This window comes from Allosphingosinicella indica, from assembly GCF_900177405.1.
In the GTDB taxonomy this organism is placed as follows: domain Bacteria; phylum Pseudomonadota; class Alphaproteobacteria; order Sphingomonadales; family Sphingomonadaceae; genus Allosphingosinicella; species Allosphingosinicella indica.
On the sequence record NZ_LT840185.1, the window covers coordinates 1,422,844 to 1,444,875 of the forward strand.

A 22,032-nucleotide genomic window follows, 5' to 3' on the forward strand; every position below is an offset into this window, starting at 1 on the left:
TTACATTGCGACCATGATCCTCAGCCGACTGACTGCCAAGGCACAGGTCACCGTCCCAATGGCGGTGCGCAAGGCGCTTGGGCTCGGTCCGGGCGACCAGATCGCCTGGCGGATCGAAGGCGGCGAGGTGATCGTCGGCCGGCCGGACGATCCCTTCGTCAATAATTTCTCGACATTCGACGAATGGGCCAGCGAAGCCGACTGCAAGGCTTTCGACAATCTTTAGCGCGGGCGACATCGTTCGCGTGCCCTTCCCATTCGTCGAGCGCCCGCGACTGCGCCCGCGTCCGGTGCTGCTCGTCACCGACGCTCTGCCGGGTACCGATGATGTCGCCTGGGCGCTGATGATCACGACGGCCGAAAACGCCGGATGGCCGGACGACGTCTCGCTGATCGAACGCCACCGCGAGTTCGGTTTGCCGGTGCCTTGCGTGATCCGCACCGCCAAGATCGCGACGGTTCAAGTCTCGGACGTCCCGCATATCGGACGGTTGTCGGACGACCTCCTCGATGCCGTAAGAGTGAAGCTGCAGCGGCTGCTGTCGCTCTGACCATGCCCCTCACCCGACTCTCGCTCACCGATTTCCGGTCCTATGCCGATGCCGTTATCGCGCCGGGGCCGGGACTGGTGGTGCTGACCGGCGAAAATGGTGCGGGGAAAACGAACATTCTCGAGGCCGTGTCGCTGCTGTCGCCGGGGCGGGGGTTGCGCGGCGCGGCGCTTTCCGAGATGGCGCGGCAGGGCGGTGCCGGCGGCTTCGGCGTCGCGGCGCGGCTGGGGGGTGTCGATATCGGCACCGGGACCGGCCCGGGGGCGCCGGAGAGGAGGCAGGTGCGGATCAACGGCGCGCCGACGGCGGCGAGTGCGCTTGGCGAATGGCTGTCGGTCTTGTGGCTGACCCCGGCGATGGACCGGCTGTTCACCGAGGCGGCGTCGGGCCGCCGCCGCTTCCTCGACCGGCTCGTGCTCGCGCTCGACCCCGGCCATGCCAGTCATGCAGCGCGCTACGAGGCGGCGATGCGCGCGCGCAACAAGCTGTTGGGTGAGGAACGGCCCGATCCCGCATGGCTGACCGCGCTGGAAGCCCGCATGGACGAGCATGGCCTCGCCATCGCCGCGGCGCGGATGCGGACCGTCGATGCGCTCGGCCGCCGCCTTGCCGATGCGCCCGACGGCCCGTTCGCACGCGCGGCGATCGCGCTGGAAGGCTGGACCCGGGGCGCGCTCGCCGACGAGCTCGCAGCCGGACGGACGCGCGATGCGGCGGCGGGGCGGACGCTCGCCGGGCCGCACCGCACCGATCTCGCGGTGACGCATGTCGCCAAGGGCCAGCCCGCCGCGCTCTGCTCGACCGGCGAGCAGAAGGCGCTGCTCCTGGGCCTCGTCCTCGCCCACGCCGATCTCGTCGCGGAGGAACAGGGACGCCGGCCGGTGCTGTTGCTCGACGAGGTCGCCGCGCATCTCGATCCCGGCCGCCGCGCGGCGCTGTTCGCGCGGCTGGATGCGGGCGGCGGGCAGGTGTGGCTGACGGGCACCGAGCCGGCACTGTTCAATGCGGTCGGTGCGGGCGCGACACGCATTTCGGTGCCCGACGGCATCACATGATCTTCACCGCGCCGCCGCCGCGGCTATAGTCGCGCGCATGATAGCAAGCGCCGCCCGCACATGATCCTCGTCGGCCTCGATCCCGGCCTCGGCTGCACCGGCTGGGGCGCGATCGCGGCGGAGGGCAACCGCCTCCGCCACATCGCCAACGGGCAGGTGCGCACCGACGCGAAGATGCCGCTGCCGCAGCGGCTGGTGGTGCTGCACGACGCGCTGGCGGAAATCCTCGCCGCCCACGCCCCCGCCGGCGCCGCGGTGGAGGAGGTGTTCGTCAACGAGAATCCGCAATCGACGCTGAAGCTGGGGCAGGCGCGGGGCGTCGTCCTGCTCGCGGCGGCGCGGCGCGGCATCGCGGTCGGCGAATATGCGCCGAGCCTCGTCAAGAAGGCGGTCGTCGGCACCGGCGGCGCAGCGAAGGAACAGGTGCGCGCGATGGTCGCGCGGCTGCTGCCCGGCGCAGCGATCGCGGGGGCGGACGCCGCCGACGCGCTCGCGGTCGCGATCACCCACGCGCACCATCTCGCCAGCCGGAACAGGGGTTTCGCCGCATGATCGCCAAACTCACCGGCACGCTCGATTCCTTCGCGCATGATCATGCCGTGATCGACGTCGGCGGCGTCGGCTATCTCGTGCTCGCCTCCACCCGCACGCTTTCGGCCCTAGGCGCGATCGGCGATCCTGTGGTGGTCCATGTCGAGATGCAGGTGTCGGACGACGCGATCCGCCTGATCGGCTTCGCGAGCGCCGAGGAGCGCGACTGGTTCCGCCTGCTGACGTCGGTGCAGGGCGTCGGCGCGCGCGTCGCGCTGGCGATCCTCTCAGTGCTCACCGGCGACGAGCTGCACCGCGCGGTGGCGAGCGGCGACAAGGCGATGGTCGCGCGCGCCAACGGCGTCGGCCCCAAGCTCGCGCTCCGTATCGTCAACGAGCTCAAGGATAAGGCGGGCGGCATCGTGCTGGGCGCCGCGACTGGATTGGCACCGGTGGTGGGCGGCGCGGGCGTGGATGCCGTCTCGGCGCTGCTCAACCTCGGCTTCCGCCCGAGCGAGGCTTCGGCCGCGGTGGCGCAGGCGGAAGCGGAACTGGGGCCCGACGCAAGCCTGGATGCGCTGGTCCGCATCGCGCTCAAGAAGGCGGCGCGGTGAAACAATCGCCTGCGCTGTTCAGTCCATATGAGATCGCTGCTGCCGGGATTGCAGGCTTCTATTTCTTTTTCGCCGTGACGGTCTGGAGTGGCGCGACGCTCGCGATGCTGATGGCGGTGATTTCAGGCATTATCGGCTGGCTGGGGGGTCGCTGCCCTGAATGCGGCAAGCCGGCGCTTAAGCTTTATCTCGCCAACCGTCAGACGGGCATCTGGAGTTGGTGGTTCGTCAGCCGCTGGTGGCCCGAGCGCGAATGCTCGAGCTGCCGTGCGCCTTTGGACGTGGCCTGAGGCGCTACCTTCCGCTCGTCCCGAGCGTAGTCGAGGGGCGTATGTGATGAGTTCGTGTCGGCGCCCCTTGAGTTCGCTCGGGACGGACGGGGCCTGAAGCTCTTTTAGCCCCGCCAGGCTTCGCGGAAGAGACGGAGCCAGTTGCCGCCCATCACCTTGTCGACGCGGGCGCCGCTCCAGCCCCGGGTGCGGAGGTCGGCGGCGATGCGGTCGAAGCGCGAAACGTCGTTGTAGCCGTCCACGAGGTTGAGCACGTCTGCCGCCTCGCCGGGCGCGGCGATGCCCTCCTTCTGGCGCCGCTGGAAGAATTCGCGCTGCTGCTTGCGCATCTCATCGTTAATCACATAGCCGGTCAGCGGATTGTCGGTGCCGATGCCGACATGATCCTCGCCGCAGACGTTCACCGCATGATCGAGATGGCGGAGGAGATCGTCGCGGCCCGGCTGGCCGGAGGTGCGGAGGAACGGCATTAGATACATGCCCGCGACGCCGCCCTTGTCGGCCAGCGCCTTGAGCTCAGCGTCGGGCACGTTGCGCGGCAGATCGGCAAGCGCGCGGCAGCCGGTGTGGGTGATCGCGGGCGGGCGCCTGGCGGCGGCGATGCCTTCGGCGATCGTCCGCTGCCCGGCGTGCGACAGATCGAGCAGCAGGTCCGCCGCCTCGATCTTCTCGATCACCGCGCGGCCGAAATGGGAGACGCCGCCGTTGGTCTTCTCCAGGCAGCCGTCGCCGGCGAGATTGCGCTTGTTGTAGGTGAGCTGGAGGATTCGGACGCCGAGCGTGGCGAAGCGCTGGACGTTGTCGACATCGCCTTCCAGCGCGGTGGTGTCCTGGAACTGGTAGATGAGGCCGATGCGCCCCGCGGCGCGCGTGGCCTCGATATCGGCGGCGCGGCGCACGCGCAGGATCGGCGCGCCGCTAGTGGCGATCAGGTTGTCGTAATCGGCGATGGACTGCACCGCGGACATGAACGCGCCGGGCTTGTTGCCGACCTCGCCCAGCGTCGTCGTCATCGCATCGATCCGGCGCGCCTTCGCCGCCTCGAAGAGCGCAGCGCTCGCCTTGAAGCTCCCGTCCGGCTGCTCGTCGAACCCGTCGATCGCGCCGCAGGCATCGATATAAGTGGATCGTACGCCGCGCGGGCGGGGCTTTGCCAGTGCCGTAGGTGTCTGAGCCAATGCCGGCCAACTGACCAGCGCCGCCGCGCCCGCCCCGCCGATGAGGAAATCGCGACGATCCATCCTGTCCTTCCTGTCGCGGGCAGCTTATGCGGTGTGTTATTGGAGTCAAGCAGTTGCTCTCTCGACACGCCGTCTCGACTGCGCTCGACGGCTGCTCGAGATGAGCGGTTCGGACAAATTCTTTCCGCTCATCTCGAGCAAAGCATCGAGCAAAGCCGAGATGCGCCGTCGAGAGCCGGAAGCTAAACCGCTTTCCCCTTCCGTTCCGCCCGCCTCCGCGGCTATCGTCGCGGGCGTGACCGACGCCGAACGCATCATCGCGCCCGCGCGCAAGCCCGAGGATATCGACGCGGCGCTGCGGCCCAAGGCGCTCGACGAGTTTGTGGGACAGAAGGCCGCGCGGGAGAACCTCCGCGTCTTCATCGATGCGGCGCGGCGGCGCGGCGATGCGCTCGATCATGTGCTCTTCTTCGGCCCGCCCGGCCTCGGCAAGACGACGCTGGCACAGATCATCGCGCGCGAGCTCGGCGTCGGCTTCCGCGCCACCTCCGGCCCTGTGATCGCCAAATCGGGCGATCTCGCCGCTCTGCTCACCAATCTCGACGACGGCGATGTGCTGTTCATCGACGAGATCCACCGCCTCGCACCCGCGGTCGAGGAAATCCTCTATCCTGCGATGGAGGACCGCGCGCTCGATCTGATGATCGGCGAGGGGCCGTCGGCGCGGAGCGTGCGGATCGATCTGCCGCGCTTCACCCTGGTCGGTGCGACGACGCGGCAGGGGCTGATCACCACGCCGCTGCGCGATCGCTTCGGCATTCCGGTGCGGCTCAATTTCTACACTGTGGACGAGCTGGAGCAGGTCGTGCGCCGCGCCGCCGGGCTGCTCGGGCTCGAGCTTGCAGCGGGCGGCGCGACCGAGATCGCGCGCCGATCGCGGGGCACGCCGCGCATAGCCGGACGCCTGCTCCGCCGCGTGCGCGATTTCGCCGAGGCGCGCGGCGCGGGGGCGGTCGATGCGCGGATCGCCGACGATGCGCTGACGCGGATGGAGGTCGACGCGCTCGGCCTCGATGCGATGGACCGGCGCTACCTCCACATGATCGCCGATATCTACAAGGGCGGTCCGGTGGGCGTGGAAACGCTGGCGGCGGGGCTGAGCGAGCCGCGCGACACGATCGAAGAAGTGATCGAGCCTTACCTTATCCAGCTGGGCCTCGTCGCGCGGACCGCGCGCGGTCGCTGCCTCAACGGCAAGGCGTGGACGCATCTCGGCATCACCCCGCCCGCGGGATCGCCGCAGGGCGGGCTGTTCGAAGCGAAATGAGGGGGAGCTACACCACTCTGCCTGTCCTCAGCCTGGGCGGTGGCGGGGGTGGTGATGATCAGATCGCCATGTCCCCCGGACATGGCTTTGGATTGTAGGGCAACCCAAACCTGATCATCCTCCATAAAGGGGGATGGCTTGAAGGCCCAACGCAAAAACGGCTCGACTGGGCAGAACAACCTTTCGTCGCCGCCGTCGCCTTGGCAGAGGCGGAAGCCATGACGGCATCCATGCTCGATACGCCCTATCAAGGGGGCTTCGTTGGTACGACGCATCACTTCGCGCTCCGCGTCTATTTCGAGGACACGGACACCGCGGGGATAGTCTATTATGCCAATTATCTCCGCTTCATGGAGCGTGCCCGGTCGGACATGTTGCGCGCGGCGGGGATCGACCAGCGCAGCGCTCTGGACGCGGGTGACGGCGTCTATGCCGTCGCCGAAGCGCATATCCGCTACCGTGCGCCCGCGAAGCTCGACGACGATCTCGTGATCCTCAGCGAAGTGCGCGAGCTTCGCGCCGCGAGCTGCGTCATTCATCAACGAGTCATGCGCGGGTCGCAACCTCTGGCAGAAGCGACGGTCACCGCCGCCTTCCTGGGGCTGGACGGGCGGCCGCGTCGCCAGCCGCGCGCATGGATAGAGGCCATCGCCCGGTTCAAAGGGGAAGGAACGACGTGACGAATATCGAAATGCCCGCCACCGCCGCGCATACGCCGGGCGAGCTGATGTCGCCCGTGGCGCTGTTCATGCAGGCGGACATCGTGGTGAAGGCGGTGATGATCGGCCTCATCCTCGCCAGCATCTGGACGTGGGCGATCATCATCGCGCACGCGATGAAGGTGAAAAGGCTGAAGGCGGCGAACGAGAAGTTCGAGCGCGATTTTTGGCGCGCCGAGGATATCGATCGCTTTCACGACGCGCGCGGCAGCGACGATCTGCCCGCCGCCAAGGTGTTCGCCGCCGGCATCGACGAATGGCGCCGCTCCACCTCCGGCCGCCACGTCGACAAGGAAGGGACGCGCGCGCGGCTCTCGGGCGCAATGCACTCCACCGCGGCGGCGGAGGTCGATCGCCTCGCCGACCGGCTCAACATCCTCGCAACCGTCGGCTCGGTGGCGCCCTTCGTCGGCCTGTTCGGCACCGTCTGGGGCATCATGCGCAGCTTCTCGGACATCGCGGGCGCCAACAACACCAGCCTCGCGGTCGTCGCGCCGGGCATCGCCGAGGCGCTGTTCGCCACCGCGCTCGGCCTGTTCGCCGCCATCCCGGCGGTAATCGCCTACAACCGCATGACGCACGGTATCAATCGGATGGAGACCGCGCTCGGCCGCTTCGCCGACCGCTTCCACGCAACGCTCAGCCGCGAGCTGGAATATGATCCCTCCGCCGCACCGCCGCAGCCCGCGGCCAACCCCGAGGGCACCTTCGCCTTCGCGCCCAAGGCCAGCGCCGGCGCACCGCTCCGGAAGGGTGGCTGATGGCGATGGGGCCGATCCTGGGCGCCGGCCGCCGCAGCCGGCGCGCGCCGATGGCGGAGATCAACGTCACGCCGATGGTGGACGTGATGCTGGTGCTGCTCATCATCTTCATGGTGACGGCGCCGCTGCTCGTCGCCGGCGTCCCGGTCGATCTGCCCGACAGCAAGGCCGGTGCGCTCGATCAGGAGCAGCAGCCGGTGCAGATCTCGCTCGATCCGAGCGGCGCGATCTTCGTCGACGATACCCAGCTCAGCCCCGAACAATTGGGCGGCCGCCTCGCGCAGATCGCGCAGACATCGACCGAGGAGGGCGGGCCGCGCATCTTCCTGCGCGCCGACCGCAGCCTCGATTACGGCCGGGTGATGGGGGTGATGGGCGAGATCAACGCCGCGGGCCTCCGCAAGGTCGCGCTGGTCAGCACGCAGGGTGCCGACAATTGATGGGCGCTTCGCCTCTCATTCCACCCAAGGCGCGCTGATGGACCGCGCCGAATCCACCGGCCTCGGCGTCTCGGTCGGGGCGCATCTCGCGCTACTGGCGGCGCTGACGCTAGGATTCGCCAGCGTCCGCACGCCGCCGATCGCGAGCGATCCGATAGAAGTGTCGTTCGTCGAGGATGTCGCGCTGCGTTCCGCTTCGCCCTCGATCGAGCCGCCCGCGCAGAGCCTCGCGCCCGAGATCGGCGCGCCCGACGAGGCCGCGCCGGTGCCCGAGCCTGTCCCCGCGCCGCCCGAGCCGGTGCCGCCGCCGCCGCGCCCGCAGCCCGCGCCGCCCGAGCCCAAACCGGTGCCGAAACCCGCCGAGAAGCCGGCGCCGTCCAAGCCCGCGCCCAAGGCTGCCGCCAAGCCGGAGCCCAAGGCCGCGCAGCCCAAGACGCCGCCCGCCAAGACCAAGACCGAAACGCCGCGATCCGGCAGCGGCGAGCGGACGCGCGGCTCCCGCCTCGGCTCGGACTTCCTGAAAGGTATCGGCTCAGACGCGAGCAAGTCCAAGGCGCAGGCGCCGCGCGGCGCGGTGATGAGCAGCCAGGCGATGGCGAGCATCGGTCAGGCGATCCTGCGGCAGGTGCAACCGTGCGCGGATCGCCAACGCACGCCTGGCCCCGGCGCGGAACGAATCCGCGTCGCGATCAATTTGAAACTCAACCGCGACGGTTCGCTCGCTTCCCGCCCCCGGATCACCGGGCGCGACGGGGTGGACGACGAGAACCGGCGCTATGCCGACCGGGTGGACGATCTAGCGATCGCGACCTTCACCGGCTGTTCGCCGCTCCGCGGTCTGCCGGACGAGCTTTACGATGTCCCCAACGGGTGGAGCGATTTCACCCTTCGATACAAACTTCCGGGCTGAGGATGAGCGATGCGTAGATTTCGACTGACGACGATCGGCTTTGCGGCGCTGGCCTATGCGAGCGCGGCGGCCGCCCAAACCCCCGTGCAGCCCGCGCCGCCGGCGCCCGCTGGCCAGTCCGGCGGGCTGGTGGTGGACGTGGTCGGCGGCGTCTCGGCACCGATGCCGATCGCCATTCCGGTGATGCCGACGCCCGCGGCGCAATCGACCGCGGCGGGCGAAACCACCGCGCTCGGCCGGCAGGTCGCGGAGATCGTCGCCAACGATCTGCGCAATTCGGGTCTGTTCACGCCCAAGGGTCCGTCGGGACTTCCCAATGTCAGCTATCCGCAGGTGACGGCGCCCGATTTCGGCGCGTGGGGTGGCAGCGGCGCGCAGGCGCTGGTGCAGGGCTTCGTCCAGGCGAATGGCGACGGCACGCTCACCGTCGGCTGCTATCTCTACGACATCTATTCGCGCACCGAGCTTGCCCGCCAGGGCTTCGTCGTGCGCCCGGCACTGTGGCGGCGCGCCGCGCACAAATGCGCCGACACGGTCTACACCCGGTTGACCGGCGAAGGTCCCTATTTCGACAGCCGCGTCGTCTACGTCGCGGAGAGCGGCCCCAAGGGCAAGCGCACCAAGCGCATCGCGATCATGGATCAGGACGGCGCCAACCACCGCTTCCTGACCAACGGACAGCAGACCGTGCTCACGCCGCGCTTCTCGCCGGACAACCGCACGCTCGTCTACATGAGCTACGTCAACGAGCAGCCGCGACTCTACGTCTACGACATCGAGAGCGGGCGCCAGCGGCAGCTCGTCAGCCAGCCGAACATGACCTTCGCGCCGCATTTCTCGCCGGACGGCAATTGGATCGTCTTCTCGATGGCGGCGGGGGGCAACACCGACATCTACAAGGTGCGCACCTCGGGCGGCGCGCCGCAGCGGCTGACCAACACGCCGGGAATCGACACCGGCGGCAGCTTCTCGCCCGATGGCAGCCGCATCGTCTTCGAGAGCGATCGCGGCGGCAGCCAGCAGCTCTATGTGATGAACGCCGACGGATCGGGCCAGCGCCGGATCAGTTTCGGCTCGGGCCGCTACGCGACGCCGGTATGGAGCCCGCGCGGCGACCAGATCGCCTACACCAAGATCGGCGGCGGCTTCGCGATCGGCGTGATGAATTCGGATGGGTCGGGCGAAAAAAGGCTGACCAACGGGTGGCAGGACGAAGGGCCCGTCTGGGCGCCCAACGGCCGCGTCATCCTGTTCTTCCGCACCGCGCAAGGCTCGGGGAAGGCGGACCTCTGGTCGGTCGATCTCACCGGCCAGGTGGCGCGCCGCGTGCCGACGCCGCTCGACGGTTCCGACCCGTCCTGGTCGCGGCTGCTCGACTGATGTGATTACAGCGGCGGAATAGAAATCCGCCGTCATGCGTATTGTCCCAATGGAGGAATAATTGATGAAAACATCCCGCATCCAGATCGCGCTGCTGGCGACGGCAGCCCTGGCCATGACGGCCGGCTGCGCCAAGAAGGCGCCCGAACAGCTTCCGCCCCCGCCCGCGGGCACCGATGGCGGCATGGATACCGGCACCGACACCGGCAATGTCGGCGGCGGAATCGTCCCCGGCAGCCGCGCGGACTTCCTGCAGAAGGTCACGTCCGACCGCATCCTGTTCGAGACCGACAGCTATTCGGTCGACGGCCAGGGCCGCGCCACGCTCGACAGCCAGGCGCAGTGGCTGATGGCCAATCCCAGCGTGTCGGTGACGATCGAAGGTCATGCCGACGAGCGCGGCACGCGCGAATACAACCTCGGCCTCGGCGAGCGTCGCGCCAATGCGGCGAAGAATTATCTCGCCAGCCGCGGCGTGCCCGCCAACCGGATGACGACGGTGAGCTGGGGCAAGGAACGCCCGGCCGCCGAAGGCTCCAACGAAAGCGCCTGGGCCCAGAACCGCCGCGCCGTGACGGTGGTGCCGAACTGAGGACTGATCCTCCCCTGCGCTACGCGCAGGGGAGGGGGACCGTCCGCAGGACGGTGGAGGGGCTTACTGAGTCAGCATACCCCTCCACCATGCTTCGCATGGTCCCCCTCCCCCGGCTAAGCCGGGGGAGGATTACTTATTTCTCGTCGCCGTAGATGCCGACGCTCTTGCCGTCGGCGCTGGCCATGCCGCGGTACATGCCGGGCGTATTGAACGAATAGATCGTCTCGCCCTTCGGCGACACGACGATCACCCCGCCGGTGCCACCTAATTGGCCAACATCGGCGATCACCGCGTCCGCCGCGGCCTTGGCGCTTTCGCCCTTCAGCCGCATCCGCGCGCAGATTTCGTGCGCCACGCCCGCGCGGATGAAATATTCGCCGGCGCCGGTGGCGGAGACCGCGCAGGCGCGATCGTCGGCATAGGTGCCCGCGCCGATGATTGGCGCGTCGCCGACGCGGCCCCAGCGCTTGCCGGTGACGCCGCCGGTCGAGGTCGCCGCCGCGACATGGCCCTTGGCGTCGAGCGCGACCGCGCCGACCGTGCCGTATTTCATGTCCACGTCGAACCAGGAGAGCTTGTTGGCCTTGAGCTCCTCGAGCTGGCGTTTGCGCTCGGGGGTTTCGTAATAATCGGGGGTCACCTGCGTCAGCCCCTGCTCGCGGCTGAAGATGTTGGCGCCCTCGCCGATCAGCATGACGTGCGGGCTCTTCTCCATCACCGCGCGCGCCGCCTCGATGGGATTGCGCGTTCCGTTGATCCCGGCCACGGCGCCCGCCGCGCGCGTGTCGCCGCGCATGATCGCGGCATCCAGTTCGTTCTTGCCTTCGTAGGTGTAGACCGCGCCCTTGCCGGCGTTGAAGTGCGGATCGTCCTCCAGCACCTTCACCGCCGCCTCGACCGCGTCGATCGCCTCGCCGCCGCCCGCCAGCACCTTCGACCCCGCATCGAGCGCGCGGGTCAGCGCGGCGCGGATGTCGCTGTCCTGCTCCTTGGATATCCGCTCGCGCTCGATCACCCCGGCGCCGCCGTGAATGACGAGCTTCCAGGGGGTCTGGGCTTGGGCGGCGGTAGACATAAGAAGGGCTCCGGCAAGGATGAGGAAACGCATGGGCAGACTCCCGGTGAACGGCCTTGCTCTAGGGGCAGCGCGGGGTGGCCGCAACGGTGGCTGGCGACGCCGGCGTCGTGCTAGGCGGCGCGCATTTCAAGGATCGGGAAGAATCGATGACCGCCACGCTCTACGGCATCAAGAACTGTGACACGGTGAAGAAGGCGCGGGCGTGGCTCGATGCGAAGAGCGTCGACTACGCCTTTCACGATTACAAGATTGCGGGGATCGACGCGGCGCGGCTCAGCTCCTGGGTCGATGAATTCGGTTGGGAGAAGGTGCTCAACCGCGCCGGCACCACCTTCCGCAAGCTGCCCGAGGCGGAGCGCGCCGATCTCGATGCCGACAAGGCGATCGCGCTGATGCTGGCGCAGCCGTCGATGATCAAGCGGCCGATGCTCGATCTGGGCGATCGGCGGCTGCTCGGCTTCAAGCCCGGCGAATATGCGCAGGCCTTCGGCTGAGCCCTATTCGCCGAGCACGGCCGCGGCGGCGGCGACCATGCTCGCCATCAATATCTGCGGCAGGTTGGCGAGCGGATCGCGCTCGGCCTCCCATTCGGCATCCGGCTCCTTGGCGGAACGGGTGAAGCTGCGCTCCCAGCCCGGCCGCAGCACCGCCGCTAGGGCTCCGCTGCGCACGAAGAGATGATCCTCGATCAGCGGGCCGGGCACGGCGCCCGCCTCGCGCTTGTAGCCGCTGTCGCCGGCGCCCCAGTCGATCCGCGCGACCCCCGCGGCGATCGCATCCTCGATCTGTTTCCACGCGAGCAGCCGGCCGGCGCGGAAGCGCGCGAATGCCTCGTCGTAGCTCGACGCGATGCCATATTGCAGCGCGCCGCAGGTGAGATCGAGCGAGAAGGCCGCGGGCCGCCCGCCGACGGTGAGGATGGTGGCGGACAGCATCTCGGCGAGGAGGGGATCGCGGACCGCATTCTCCCAGATGGCGCGCTGCTCGGGCTTCAGGAACTTGGCGCCGCTGCCGTCGGTGGTCGCGGCGATCCAGCTTGCCGCCTCGATCGCGGCGAGCGCGTCGAAGGTGGCGGCGTCCCAGTCCGCGCCGCGGACGGTGCGCCATGCGACGGCGCCTTCGGCCTCCAGCTTGCGGAGATGCGCGCGATTCTTCTTGAGCGTGGAGGGGCGGGGCCACGGCCCTTCGGCCTGGAGCGCGGCGATGTCGAGCACCCACGATCGGCCGCTCCGCCGCGTCAATATCGTCCAGCCTGCGCGGCGCGCGATGCGGCGGAGGCGGAGCGTCCCGGCGTCGCGATAGACCGGGCCGAGCCGCCAGCAGGGATTGAGCGCGCCGTCGGAGAGCAGCGCGTGCAATTCCTCGTCGCTCGCGTCCGCCGCGACCGGCACGCCGCGGAACGGCCAGTAGCCGCCGGGCACCGCGCGGGCACGGAGCATCGCGGGGCCGGCGGGGCGTGATGGGATGGCGGCGACCGGCGTGCCGTCGCCGCGCACCGCCGTCACCGTCCGCGCATGGCTCTCGCCACCCGCGGCGAACCAGCCGCGGCGGAGGAATCTCAGCTCCGGGGGTCCCGCTGCGGCAAGCGCGTCGATCGCCGGCGGGAATCCCTCCGCCGCCGCGATCGTCACCGCTTTGCGCTTCTTCGCCATCGAACCGGCGATAAAAGCCAAATGCTACCATAGGGTAAGCGGGCTGTGCTCCCCTCCCTGCAAGGGAGGGGTTGGGGGTGGGTGCCGGTGCGGAAGCACCGGCTGCGGCGCCCTCCACTGAAGCTGTGGCTCGCGCTGGCGCGCTCGCACCCACCCCTAGCCCCTCCCTTTGCAGGGAGGGGAATCGATCCATCGTCCATTTCTGGCGCTCGCCTCCGCCAGCCGCTAGTAAGGCGCTCATGTCCACCTACACGCTCGACACGGCGACCAGCCGCGCCAACCCGACGCCTGCGCCGATGCGCCGGCTGACCGTGCCCAAGCTGATGGAGCAGAAGGGCGGCGAGCCGATCGTGATGCTTACCGCCTACACCGCGCGGATGGCGCAATTGCTCGATCCGCATTGCGACGTGCTGCTGGTCGGCGACAGCCTGGGGCAGGTGATCTACGGCCTGCCCTCGACCGTGCCGGTGACGATGGAGATGATGATCGCGCACGGCGCGGCGGTGGTGCGCGGCTCCTACCATTCGCTGGTCGCGATCGACATGCCGTTCGGCAGCTATGAGGAAAGCCCCGAGCAGGCATTCCGCAGCGCCGCGCGGCTTATGAAGGAGACGGGCGCGGCGGCGGTTAAGCTCGAGGGCGGCGCCGCGATGGCGGAGACGATCCGTTTCCTCACGAGCCGCGGCATCCCGGTGATCGGCCACGTCGGGCTCACCCCGCAGGCGGTCAACATGCTCGGCGGTTATCGCGCGCGGGGGCGCGACGATGCCGAGCGGGACAAGATCCTCTCCGATGCCAAGGCGGTCGCCGATGCGGGCGCGTTCCTGCTCGTGCTCGAAGGGGTGATGGAAGAGATCGCCGACGCCGCAACCAAGGCAGTCGGCTGCCCGACGATCGGCATCGGCGCTTCCGCGGCATGCGACGGCCAGGTGCTGGTGATCGACGACATGCTGGGGCTGTTCGAGCGGGTGCCGCGCTTCGTGAAGCGCTACGACGATCTCGCGACGCGCGTGTCGAAGGCGGCGGAGACCTATGCCGCCGAGGTTCGCGCGCGCGCCTTCCCGACGGAGGAGCAGATCTACCGCCCCAAGACGTGAAGCGCGAAGACGCTTTTCACGTGGCCCCGCCCCGGCTAAACGGCGCGGCGGTGGGAAGATGCCAGCTTCCGTTCATCCGCGATCTGTTTGACGGCGCCCCGGCGCCTCTGACACAAGGCCAACGCCCGAGCGGCGCGCAAGGAGTAGTTTTTTGGCGATCAAGCCTGCCGACAACGAGACCTTCTACCGCGAGGTGGACGAGGAACTCCGCCGCGACCAGATGAAGAACGTCTGGAGCCGCTATGGCGTGCTGATCATCGGCGGCGCATTGCTGCTGATCGCCGCGATCGGCGGCTACATCTATTATGAGCATCATCAGCGGGTGACCGCCGAGGCGCATGGTGAGGAACTCGCGCAGATCTACACCGACATCGGCGCCGGCAAGGCCAAGGAAGCCGGGCCGAAGCTCGACGCGCTCGCGGAAGACGGCGGCCCCGGTTATCGCGCCGCGGCGCTGCTCACCAAGGCCGATCTCGCGCTCGAAGCCGGCGACGACAAGGCGGCGCTCGCCGCGTTCAAGGCAGTCGCCGACGACGGCAAGATCGCCCAGCCCTATCGCGAGCTGGCGCTGATCCGCCAGACCTCGCTGGAATTCGACACGCTGCCGCCGGCGGACGTCATCGCGCGGCTGAAGCCGCTCGCGGTGGCCGGCAATCCGTGGTTCGCGACCGCGGGCGAGCTCACCGGCATCGCGCATCTCAAGGCCGGCCAGCAGGCCGAGGCGGCGAAGATCTTCGCGGCGATGACCAAGGACGACACCATCCCCTCGACCGTGCGGTCGCGCGCGCTGCAGATGGCGGGGGCGCTCGGCGTCGACGCGATCGACGACAAGGCCGCCGCCGGCATGGCGGCTCCCAAGGGAAATTGAGGCATCATGAAGCGTAGATATCTCGCGCTGGCGCTGGTCGCGCTGACCGGCGGCTGCGGCATCCTGGGCGGCAAGGAGAAGCCGACCACCCCGACGGTGGGCGAGCGCGTTCCCGTGCTGACCGCCGAAACCGGGCTGGAGGTCGATCCCGCGCTGGCCGACGTCGCGGTGACGCTGCCTGCGCCGGTGGACAATCCCGATTGGGCGCAGCCGGGCGGCAATGCCGCCAAGGCGCTGGGCCATGTCGCGCTGCCCGGCCAGTTCACCCGCGCGTGGAGCGTCTCGATCGGCCAGGGCGGCAGCAAGCGGATGCGGCTCGCCGCGCCGCCGGTCGTTGCCAACGGCCGCGTCTATGTGACCGACACCGCGGCGGTGGTGACCGCGTTCGACGCGCGCACCGGCAGTCAGGTATGGCGCACCTCGATCGCGCCCGGCAGCGGCGGCAACCAGAATATGTTCTTCGGCGGCGGCGTCAGTGCCGACGGAGAGCGGGTCTATGCGACGAGCGGGGTCGGCGATGTCGCTGCGCTCAACGCCGCCGACGGCAGCCAGATCTGGAAGAGCCGCCCCGGCGGCCCGCTCCGCGGATCGCCGACGATCGCCAACGACAATGTCTATGTCGTCAGCCAGGACAACCAGCTCTACGCGCTCAACCCCGCAGACGGCACCGTCCGCTGGACCGGATCGGGCACGCTGGAGCAGGCGGGCGTGTTCGGCGCCGCGGCCCCGGCCGCCGCGCAGGGCACCGTCGTCGCCGGCTATTCGTCGGGCGAGCTCACCGCCTATCGCTACGAGAACGGCCGCGTCGTCTGGCAGGACGCGCTCGCGCGCACCAGCATCTCGACCTCGGTCTCGGCGCTGTCCGACATCGATGCCGAGCCGGTGATCGCCGACGGCCGCGTCTATGCGATCGGCCAGGGCGGCCGCATGGTCGCGATGGAACTGGTCACCGGCCAGCGTATCTGGGAGCTCAACATCGCCAGCATCGCGACGCCGTGGGTAGCGGGCGACTGGGTGTTCGTCGTCACCGACGATGCCCGGCTGATGGCGATCTCGCGCGCGACCGGCAAGGCCAAGTGGATCACGCAGCTCTCGCGCTACCGCAAGGAGAAGAGCAAGTCCGGCCCGCTCACCTGGCGCGGCCCGGTGCTCGCCGGCGGGCGACTGATCGTGGTCAGCAACGAAGGCGCGATCGCGCAGGTCTCGCCGGCGGACGGCAGCATCCAGTCCACCGTCGAATCGGGCCGCACCGTCTCGCTCTCGCCGGTCGTGGCGGGCGGCACACTCTACATCCTCGACGACGACGGCCAGCTCAGCGCCTGGCGCTGAGCGGACGTTGCTTCCGCCGTCACCCTGAACTCGTTTCAGGGCCCATGCTGGAGACGGTCGCGACCGTCAGCGACAGGAATGCTGAAACAAGTTCAGCATGACGGATACGGCGCGTTCTCCGGCGAAAGCCGGGGTCCAGTGTCGAACTTGCGATCAAAGAAAGCGACTCGGCCCCGGCTTTCGCCGGGGAACAGACTTATGCCCCGCCGAGCTTGCCGAACTTCGCTTCGAAGGCGTCGCGGTCGTCGCGGGCGAGATAATCGGCTTGTTCGCGGACGCGATCGCGGGTGAGGCGGCCGCGGAACGCGCCCATATCTTCGTCCAGCCGCGCCAGCTCCGAATCGCTGAGCCGCGCGATATGGGAGAAGCGGGTGATGCCATGCTCGTTGAGCTTGGCTGCCATCTTGGGGCCGACGCCCTTCAAGGTCTGGAGATTGTCGGGCGGGCCGTCAGCACCAGGCAGTTCCTGATGCGCTTTCACGCCCAGCACTGATCCCGCGACATCGGCGGTGGCAGCCGCGCCCTGATCGATCAGTCCGTTGCCCTCGGTCCCGTCGCGGCTGCTGGTCTGGCGCTGGACCGGAGCGGGCGGCGGCGGCGTCTCGGTGAGCGGCGAGGGGCGCGCTTCCAGCGGATCGCCAAGGGGATGCGTCCGGCCAGGGCCGGGGCGCGGGTCCTCCGCCTGGCCGACGCGCTCCAGCGGAGTATCGCGCACGACCGGGCCGCTGCGGCGCGAGCGGAACAGCCACACGCCGACAATGACGCCGATCGTCAGCGCGACGATGATCGGGATGAGATAGGTGTTGAAAAGCTCGTTCATCTTAACCCCTCGGTCATGACAGGAAACCGTCCTTTTCGGGACGGCCGAACAGCAGCCAGGCGATGCCGAGCCCGGCGAAATAAGCGGCGAGAACGAGGCCCAGCGCCTCGACGATCAGCGGCAGCACGAAGCCGCCCGATCCCGGCTCGTCCGCCCAGGCGACCGACCCGATGCCAGGTGTGGCGGCGACGCGCTGGGTAAGGCCCGGAAACTCGCCCTGGCCGTCGCGCTGAAAACGGTCGGCAGGGCCGGCGAGCGTCGCGGCGCGCGCCAGCGGTGCGCGCGCGAGAGCAACCGAGATGCCCGGCACTTCGGCAGCAGCGACGGTGGTCCGCGCTTCTGCCTCCAGCCGGTCGATCAGCCCGGCGCCCTGGCCGATCGGGCCATGCCACAGCCAGCCGAACAGCAAGGCGGCGACCAGCCCGGCAATGATCCTCATGGTTGGCGACATGGCGCGGCGGCCCTCCTCTCGACCGACAATGTTTCGCGTCCGGAAAGTATCCGCTCGCGCCATGCCAAAGGTCAAGCGAGCGCGGCTTCGCGCTCCACCTCGCGCCACCCGATGTCGCGGCGGCAGAAGCCGCTCGGGAAGTCGATCGCGTCGACCGCGGCATAGGCGGCCTTTTGCGCTTCGGCGACGGTGCGGCCCAGCGCGGTGACTGTCAGCACGCGTCCGCCATTGGCGACCAGCCCGTCGCTCCCCTGCGCGGTGCCGGCCTGGAAGATGTGGACGCGATCGCTGCCAGCGCCGTCGATGCCGCCGATCGTGCCGCCCTTCTCGGGTGTGCCGGGGTAGCCGCGCGCCGCCATCACGACGGTGAGCGCCGCCTCGCGCCGGAACTGCGGCGGCGGCACGTTGGCGAGGTTGCCGTCCGCGACCGCCTTGAGCAACGCGACCAGGTCGCCGTCATAGCGCATCATCAGCACCTGGCATTCAGGATCGCCGAAGCGGGCGTTATATTCGATCAGCTTGGGGCCGTCCGCCGTGAGCATCAGACCGGCGTAGAGCACGCCCGAATAGGGCGTGCCGGCATCGGCGAGCGCGCGGACGGTGGGGCGGATGATCCTGGCCATCACCTGTTCGCGCAGCGCCGGTGTCAGGATCGAGGCGGGGCTGTAGGCGCCCATGCCGCCGGTGTTCGGCCCGGTATCGCCGTCGCCGACGCGCTTATGGTCCTGCGCCGAGCCGAACGGCGCGACCGCGCTGCCATCGGTCAGCGCGAAATAGCTCACCTCCTCGCCCTCCAGGAACTCCTCGATCACCACCTCGGCGCCCGCGCCGCCGAACCCGCCGGAGAACATGTCCGCCACCGCGGCCTCGGCTTCTTCCTTCGTGGCCGCGATGATGACGCCCTTGCCCGCGGCGAGGCCGTCGGCCTTGATGACGACGGGCAGGCTGAACTCTTCCAGCGCGGTCTCGGCCGCGAGTTTGTCGGTGGCGCGGACGTAGCGGGCGGTCGGGATGTCATGACGCGCGCACAGATCCTTGGTGAACCCCTTGGACCCTTCGAGCTGCGCCGGCGCGCGATTGGGGCCGAATACGGAGAAGCCCATGGTGCGCAGATTGTCGCCGAGCCCGTCGACCAGCGGCGCCTCCGGCCCGATCACGACCAACTCGACCGAATTCTTGAGGCAGAAGTCGATCACCGCACGATGGTCGGTGGGGTCGATATCGACGCATTTGGCATGTTCGGCTATGCCGGGGTTGCCAGGCATGGCGAACAGCTTGCCGAGGCTGGGCGATTGCGCGAGCTTCCACGCCAGCGCATGTTCGCGGCCACCCGATCCGACAAGCAGGACATTCATGAACTCGTTTCCTCCATCTGACGGCGGGCTGTTAGCAACCGAGACGCCGGGGGACAATTCGCCCGCGCAAAGCGTGTCGGAGCTTTCGCAATCGCTGAAGCGGACGGTGGAGGACGCCTTCGGCCATGTCCGCGTGCGCGGCGAGGTCTCCGGCTTCAAGCGCCACAGCTCGGGCCATTGCTATTTTACCTTGAAGGACGATCGCGCCTGCATCGACGGCGTGATCTGGAAGGGGCAGGCGGCGGCGCTGCGCTTCCGGCCCGAGGACGGGATCGAGGTGATCGCGACCGGCAAGCTCACCACTTATCCGGGCCGGTCCAAATATCAGGTGGTGGTCGATCGGCTTGAGCTCGCCGGTCAGGGGGCGCTGATGGCGCTGCTCGACAAGCGCCGCCGCGCGCTCGCCGCCGAGGGCCTGTTCGACGAGGATCGGAAGAAGCGGCTGCCCTTCCTGCCGCGCGCCATCGCTGTCGTCACGTCTCCCACCGGCGCGGTAATCCGCGATATCCTCCACCGCCTCGCCGACCGCTGCCCCAGTCACGTCATCGTCTGGCCGGTGCCGGTCCAGGGCGAGGGCGCAGCACCGCAGGTGGCGGCGGCGATCCGGGGCTTCGATACGCTCGCGGCAGGCGGCGCCGTGCCCCGGCCCGATCTGCTGATCGTCGCGCGCGGCGGCGGCTCGATCGAGGATCTCTGGGCGTTCAACGAGGAAGAGGTCGTCCGCGCGATCGCCGACTGCGCCATCCCCGTCATTTCGGCGGTGGGGCACGAGACCGACGTGACGCTCGCCGATTTTGTCGCCGATATTCGCGCCCCGACGCCCACTGCCGCGGCGGAGATGGCGGTCCCGGTGCGCGCCGATCTCATCGCCAACCTCCGGGAATCGGGTCTGCGCATGGAACGCTCCGTCCGTCGCACCACCGAGCGCGGCGACGAGCGGCTGGAAGCGGTGCTCCGCCATTACCCGACCCGCGAATCGCTACTCGCGCCGCAGCGGCAGAAGCTCGATGAGCTTGGCGACCGGCTGCCGCGCGCCTTGCGCGGCTCGCTCGACCGGGCGCGCGCTGAACTCGGGCGCGCGGGCGGCGCGCTGCGGCCGGGGCTGCTGCAATCGGCCTGGCGGCGCGGGCGCGATCGGCTGGAGGCAACGTGGCGGCTGGCGCAGGCGGTGGATCCGCGCCGTCCGCTGGAGCGCGGCTATGCGCTGGTCGAATCGCGCGACGGCCATGTGCTCGGTTCCGCCGCGGCGGCGCGCGAGGCCGGGCGGCTGCGGCTCGCCTTCGCCGATGGCCGCGTCGATGCGAGCGTCGACGGGGTTGAGCCGCCGCGCCGGGCTGCTAAGTCCAAGCCGGAAGGGCCGCAGCCGCGGCTGTTATGACGGACGAATTGCGATGCTGATGTCCAGCAAGGGCCGCGCCGCGCGGCTCCATTATATGGCGGGCACGTTCCGCATGCTGAGCGGGGGCGATCATGTCGTCTGCGCGGTCACCGGCGACGAGATTCCGCTGGAATCGCTGCGCTACTGGAGCGTCGCGCGGCAGGAAGCCTATGCCTCCGCCGAGGCCGCCGCGAAGGCCGGGCGCGACCTTTGAGGCGGCGTGCCGTGCTGGCGCTGGCGGGCGGTTGCGTCGCCGCCGCAGCCTTTGCGCAGACCGGCAGCGATCCCTTCCAGCTGTCCGGGCGCGCGGAGCAGGGCGGGCTGCTGCTCGGCACCGCGCCTGAAGGCACCGTCCGCCTGACGCTCGACGGCAAGCCGGTGCCGCTGGCGCCGGGCGGACGCTTCCTGATCGGGTTCGACCGCGACCAGGGGACGTCGACGGTGCTACAGGCGGAGCGCGCATCCGGCGCCCCCTTGCGCCAGACCATCGCGGTGTCGCCGCGAAGCTGGCGGATCGAGAATATCAACGTCGCCCGCACGCCCGGCGGCGTCCCCAGCGAAGCCTATCGCATCCATCGCGCCGGCGAATTGAAGCGGATCGAGGCGGCGCGCGCGGTTAATTCGTCGAGCGAGGGCTGGCGGCAGCGCTTTGTCTGGCCGGCGACGGGGCGGATCAGCGGCCTGTTCGGATCGCAGCGCGTCTACCGCGGCGAGCCGGCGGCCTATCATTCCGGCGTGGACGTCGCGCCAGGTAGCGGCGCGCCGGTGGTGGCGCCGGCGGATGGCGTTGTCGTGCTCGCCGGGCCGCCCGCCTTCAGCCTCGAAGGCAATCTTGTCATCATCGATCACGGCATGGGGCTCAACAGCGCCTTCCTCCACCTCGCCACCAATACTGTGCGGGAGGGGCAGGCGGTGCGGCAGGGTCAGCTGATCGGCACCGTCGGCGCCACGGGCCGCGCGACCGGGCCGCACCTCCACTGGAGCATGAAGTGGATCGACGCGCGGCTGGATCCGCAGGCTCTTGCCGGGCCAATGACGCCTGTACGTTAAAGGGCGCGCGCTAGCGGCGATCCGCCTTACTGGTCGCGACGAACGCGGATGCTGGGCTGGCCGTCGATCTTCGCCATATAGCTGCCAAGCGCCGAGCGGCTGATCACGATCTTCGATCCCGGCCGCGGCTTGCGCCCAAGCACATTGTTGTCGGTCTGACGCCAGGTCGCGCCCTCGGCCACCTTCAGCGCCCATTTGCCGTTCTGATCGACAAAGGCATTGGCGACGGTGGTCTCGATCTGCTTGACCTCGTCCTCTTCTTTCTCGTCGTCGCCGCCGCCGAACAGGTTGAAGTCGGGCAGCGCGAGGCCGAACAGGGTGCGACGCGTCTTTCGGATCTGCTGGCGGTCGACCATCACAACCTCGCGATTGTCGGTCGCGGTCTGCAGCGCAGCGGTCGCTTGGTCGAAACAGGCGAGGCGCTCGGCCGAATCCGCGACGCCGCGGCAGCGCATCAGCGCTTCATAGGCGGCCGGCCGCTCCTCGGGCTTCTTCTGCGCGGACGCGGGCATCGCCATCGCCGCCGCCAGAACCACCGTCGACACCGCTATCGTCTTCGCGCTCATCGTGACTGAAACCCCATGTCCCGTTAGAGTACCG

Annotated in this window: 27 protein-coding genes; 20 read left to right on the top strand and 7 right to left on the bottom strand. The window is 69.3% G+C overall.

What is annotated here, in order from left to right:
• The first annotated feature begins 13 nt into the window (after positions 1-13).
• The 6 genes from B9N75_RS06995 to B9N75_RS07020 are packed head-to-tail and all read left to right on the top strand — an operon-like array spanning position 14 to position 3,041.
• Positions 14-226, top strand: coding sequence for a type II toxin-antitoxin system PrlF family antitoxin (locus B9N75_RS06995; RefSeq protein ID WP_085218154.1), 213 nt, complete (start codon positions 14-16; stop codon positions 224-226).
• A gap of 10 nt (positions 227-236) precedes the next feature.
• Complete coding sequence (locus B9N75_RS07000; protein ID WP_280173585.1) at positions 237-551, top strand: type II toxin-antitoxin system PemK/MazF family toxin; 315 nt, start codon at positions 237-239, stop codon at positions 549-551.
• A gap of 2 nt (positions 552-553) precedes the next feature.
• Positions 554-1,606 (top strand): DNA replication/repair protein RecF, encoded by a 1,053-nt coding sequence (recF, locus tag B9N75_RS07005; protein WP_085218156.1) that lies wholly within the window; start codon positions 554-556, stop codon positions 1,604-1,606.
• Between the two features lie 60 nt (positions 1,607-1,666).
• Positions 1,667-2,158, top strand: a complete 492-nt coding sequence (gene ruvC, locus B9N75_RS07010; RefSeq protein WP_085218157.1) for a crossover junction endodeoxyribonuclease RuvC — start codon at positions 1,667-1,669, stop codon at positions 2,156-2,158.
• On the top strand, positions 2,155-2,751 hold the full coding sequence (gene ruvA / locus B9N75_RS07015) for a Holliday junction branch migration protein RuvA (RefSeq protein WP_085218158.1): 597 nt from the start codon (positions 2,155-2,157) through the stop codon (positions 2,749-2,751). Before ruvC ends, ruvA begins: the two co-directional genes overlap by 4 nt.
• The gene (locus B9N75_RS07020) at positions 2,748-3,041 is read left to right on the top strand and encodes a hypothetical protein (RefSeq protein WP_085218159.1); all 294 of its coding nucleotides are present in this window, start codon (positions 2,748-2,750) and stop codon (positions 3,039-3,041) included. Before ruvA ends, B9N75_RS07020 begins: the two co-directional genes overlap by 4 nt.
• Positions 3,042-3,145: 104 nt before the next feature.
• Here the strand turns inward: B9N75_RS07020 and B9N75_RS07025 are convergent, their stop codons facing one another.
• Complete coding sequence (locus B9N75_RS07025) at positions 3,146-4,282, bottom strand: dipeptidase (protein WP_085218160.1); 1,137 nt, start codon at positions 4,280-4,282, stop codon at positions 3,146-3,148.
• Positions 4,283-4,517: 235 nt separating this feature from the next.
• Here B9N75_RS07025 and ruvB point away from each other — a divergent pair, with 235 nt between their 5' ends.
• The 7 genes from ruvB (at position 4,518) to pal (ending at position 10,351) form a co-directional block, all read left to right on the top strand.
• Positions 4,518-5,549, top strand: coding sequence for a Holliday junction branch migration DNA helicase RuvB (gene ruvB, locus B9N75_RS07030; RefSeq protein WP_085219454.1), 1,032 nt, complete (start codon positions 4,518-4,520; stop codon positions 5,547-5,549).
• A gap of 218 nt (positions 5,550-5,767) precedes the next feature.
• Positions 5,768-6,229, top strand: coding sequence for a YbgC/FadM family acyl-CoA thioesterase (locus B9N75_RS07035; protein WP_244552287.1), 462 nt, complete (start codon positions 5,768-5,770; stop codon positions 6,227-6,229).
• An 11-nt stretch (positions 6,230-6,240) separates the two neighbouring features.
• Positions 6,241-7,029 carry a protein TolQ gene (gene tolQ, locus B9N75_RS07040; protein WP_244552485.1) on the top strand — a complete coding sequence of 263 codons (789 nt, stop codon included), beginning with the start codon at positions 6,241-6,243 and terminating at the stop codon, positions 7,027-7,029.
• On the top strand, positions 7,029-7,469 hold the full coding sequence (tolR, locus tag B9N75_RS07045; protein ID WP_085218161.1) for a protein TolR: 441 nt from the start codon (positions 7,029-7,031) through the stop codon (positions 7,467-7,469). The genes tolQ and tolR overlap by 1 nt, the downstream gene beginning before the upstream one ends.
• A 37-nt stretch (positions 7,470-7,506) precedes the next feature.
• On the top strand, positions 7,507-8,379 hold the full coding sequence (locus tag B9N75_RS07050) for a hypothetical protein (RefSeq protein WP_085218162.1): 873 nt from the start codon (positions 7,507-7,509) through the stop codon (positions 8,377-8,379).
• 9 nt (positions 8,380-8,388) lie between these two features.
• Positions 8,389-9,759, top strand: coding sequence for a Tol-Pal system beta propeller repeat protein TolB (gene tolB, locus B9N75_RS07055; protein ID WP_085218163.1), 1,371 nt, complete (start codon positions 8,389-8,391; stop codon positions 9,757-9,759).
• A 64-nt stretch (positions 9,760-9,823) separates the two neighbouring features.
• Entirely contained in the window at positions 9,824-10,351 is a 528-nt protein-coding gene (pal, locus tag B9N75_RS07060) for a peptidoglycan-associated lipoprotein Pal (RefSeq protein ID WP_085218164.1), read from the top strand.
• 136 nt (positions 10,352-10,487) lie between these two features.
• Here pal and B9N75_RS07065 read toward each other — a convergent pair whose 3' ends face one another.
• On the bottom strand, positions 10,488-11,429 hold the full coding sequence (locus B9N75_RS07065; protein WP_244552288.1) for an isoaspartyl peptidase/L-asparaginase family protein: 942 nt from the start codon (positions 11,427-11,429) through the stop codon (positions 10,488-10,490).
• Positions 11,430-11,578: 149 nt separating this feature from the next.
• Between B9N75_RS07065 and B9N75_RS07070 the strand changes: the two genes are divergently transcribed.
• Positions 11,579-11,926 carry an ArsC family reductase gene (locus B9N75_RS07070; protein WP_085219457.1) on the top strand — a complete coding sequence of 116 codons (348 nt, stop codon included), beginning with the start codon at positions 11,579-11,581 and terminating at the stop codon, positions 11,924-11,926.
• 3 nt (positions 11,927-11,929) lie between these two features.
• On the opposite strand, the gene B9N75_RS07075 is transcribed toward B9N75_RS07070, so the two are convergent.
• Positions 11,930-13,084 carry a GNAT family N-acetyltransferase gene (locus B9N75_RS07075; protein ID WP_085218166.1) on the bottom strand — a complete coding sequence of 385 codons (1,155 nt, stop codon included), beginning with the start codon at positions 13,082-13,084 and terminating at the stop codon, positions 11,930-11,932.
• A gap of 239 nt (positions 13,085-13,323) precedes the next feature.
• Between B9N75_RS07075 and panB the strand changes: the two genes are divergently transcribed.
• The 3 genes from panB (at position 13,324) to B9N75_RS07090 (ending at position 16,378) form a co-directional block, all read left to right on the top strand.
• A complete protein-coding gene (gene panB, locus B9N75_RS07080) occupies positions 13,324-14,181 on the top strand; it encodes a 3-methyl-2-oxobutanoate hydroxymethyltransferase (RefSeq protein WP_085218167.1) in 858 nt (285 codons plus the stop codon).
• 151 nt (positions 14,182-14,332) lie between these two features.
• On the top strand, positions 14,333-15,049 hold the full coding sequence (locus B9N75_RS07085; RefSeq protein WP_085218168.1) for a tetratricopeptide repeat protein: 717 nt from the start codon (positions 14,333-14,335) through the stop codon (positions 15,047-15,049).
• 6 nt (positions 15,050-15,055) lie between these two features.
• Entirely contained in the window at positions 15,056-16,378 is a 1,323-nt protein-coding gene (locus B9N75_RS07090) for an outer membrane protein assembly factor BamB family protein (RefSeq protein WP_085218169.1), read from the top strand.
• A 196-nt stretch (positions 16,379-16,574) separates the two neighbouring features.
• Here B9N75_RS07090 and B9N75_RS07095 read toward each other — a convergent pair whose 3' ends face one another.
• The 3 genes from B9N75_RS07095 to purD all read right to left on the bottom strand — a co-directional run bounded on the left by B9N75_RS07095 (position 16,575) and on the right by purD (position 19,004).
• On the bottom strand, positions 16,575-17,198 hold the full coding sequence (locus B9N75_RS07095; RefSeq protein ID WP_085218170.1) for a hypothetical protein: 624 nt from the start codon (positions 17,196-17,198) through the stop codon (positions 16,575-16,577).
• A gap of 13 nt (positions 17,199-17,211) precedes the next feature.
• Positions 17,212-17,637: a hypothetical protein gene (locus B9N75_RS07100; protein ID WP_157123736.1), complete on the bottom strand. Its 426-nt coding sequence runs from the start codon at positions 17,635-17,637 to the stop codon at positions 17,212-17,214.
• A gap of 83 nt (positions 17,638-17,720) precedes the next feature.
• Positions 17,721-19,004: a phosphoribosylamine--glycine ligase gene (gene purD, locus B9N75_RS07105; RefSeq protein WP_085218172.1), complete on the bottom strand. Its 1,284-nt coding sequence runs from the start codon at positions 19,002-19,004 to the stop codon at positions 17,721-17,723.
• On the opposite strand from purD, the gene xseA reads away from it, so the two are divergent.
• The 3 genes from xseA to B9N75_RS07120 are packed head-to-tail and all read left to right on the top strand — an operon-like array spanning position 19,003 to position 21,432.
• Positions 19,003-20,382: an exodeoxyribonuclease VII large subunit gene (gene xseA / locus B9N75_RS07110; protein ID WP_085218173.1), complete on the top strand. Its 1,380-nt coding sequence runs from the start codon at positions 19,003-19,005 to the stop codon at positions 20,380-20,382. The genes purD and xseA overlap by 2 nt on opposite strands.
• Positions 20,383-20,395: 13 nt before the next feature.
• Entirely contained in the window at positions 20,396-20,596 is a 201-nt protein-coding gene (locus B9N75_RS07115; protein ID WP_085218174.1) for a DUF2093 domain-containing protein, read from the top strand.
• On the top strand, positions 20,593-21,432 hold the full coding sequence (locus B9N75_RS07120) for a M23 family metallopeptidase (protein WP_085218175.1): 840 nt from the start codon (positions 20,593-20,595) through the stop codon (positions 21,430-21,432). The genes B9N75_RS07115 and B9N75_RS07120 overlap by 4 nt, the downstream gene beginning before the upstream one ends.
• A 26-nt stretch (positions 21,433-21,458) precedes the next feature.
• On the opposite strand, the gene B9N75_RS07125 is transcribed toward B9N75_RS07120, so the two are convergent.
• Positions 21,459-21,998, bottom strand: coding sequence for a hypothetical protein (locus B9N75_RS07125; protein WP_085218176.1), 540 nt, complete (start codon positions 21,996-21,998; stop codon positions 21,459-21,461).
• Positions 21,999-22,032: the final 34 nt, after the last annotated feature.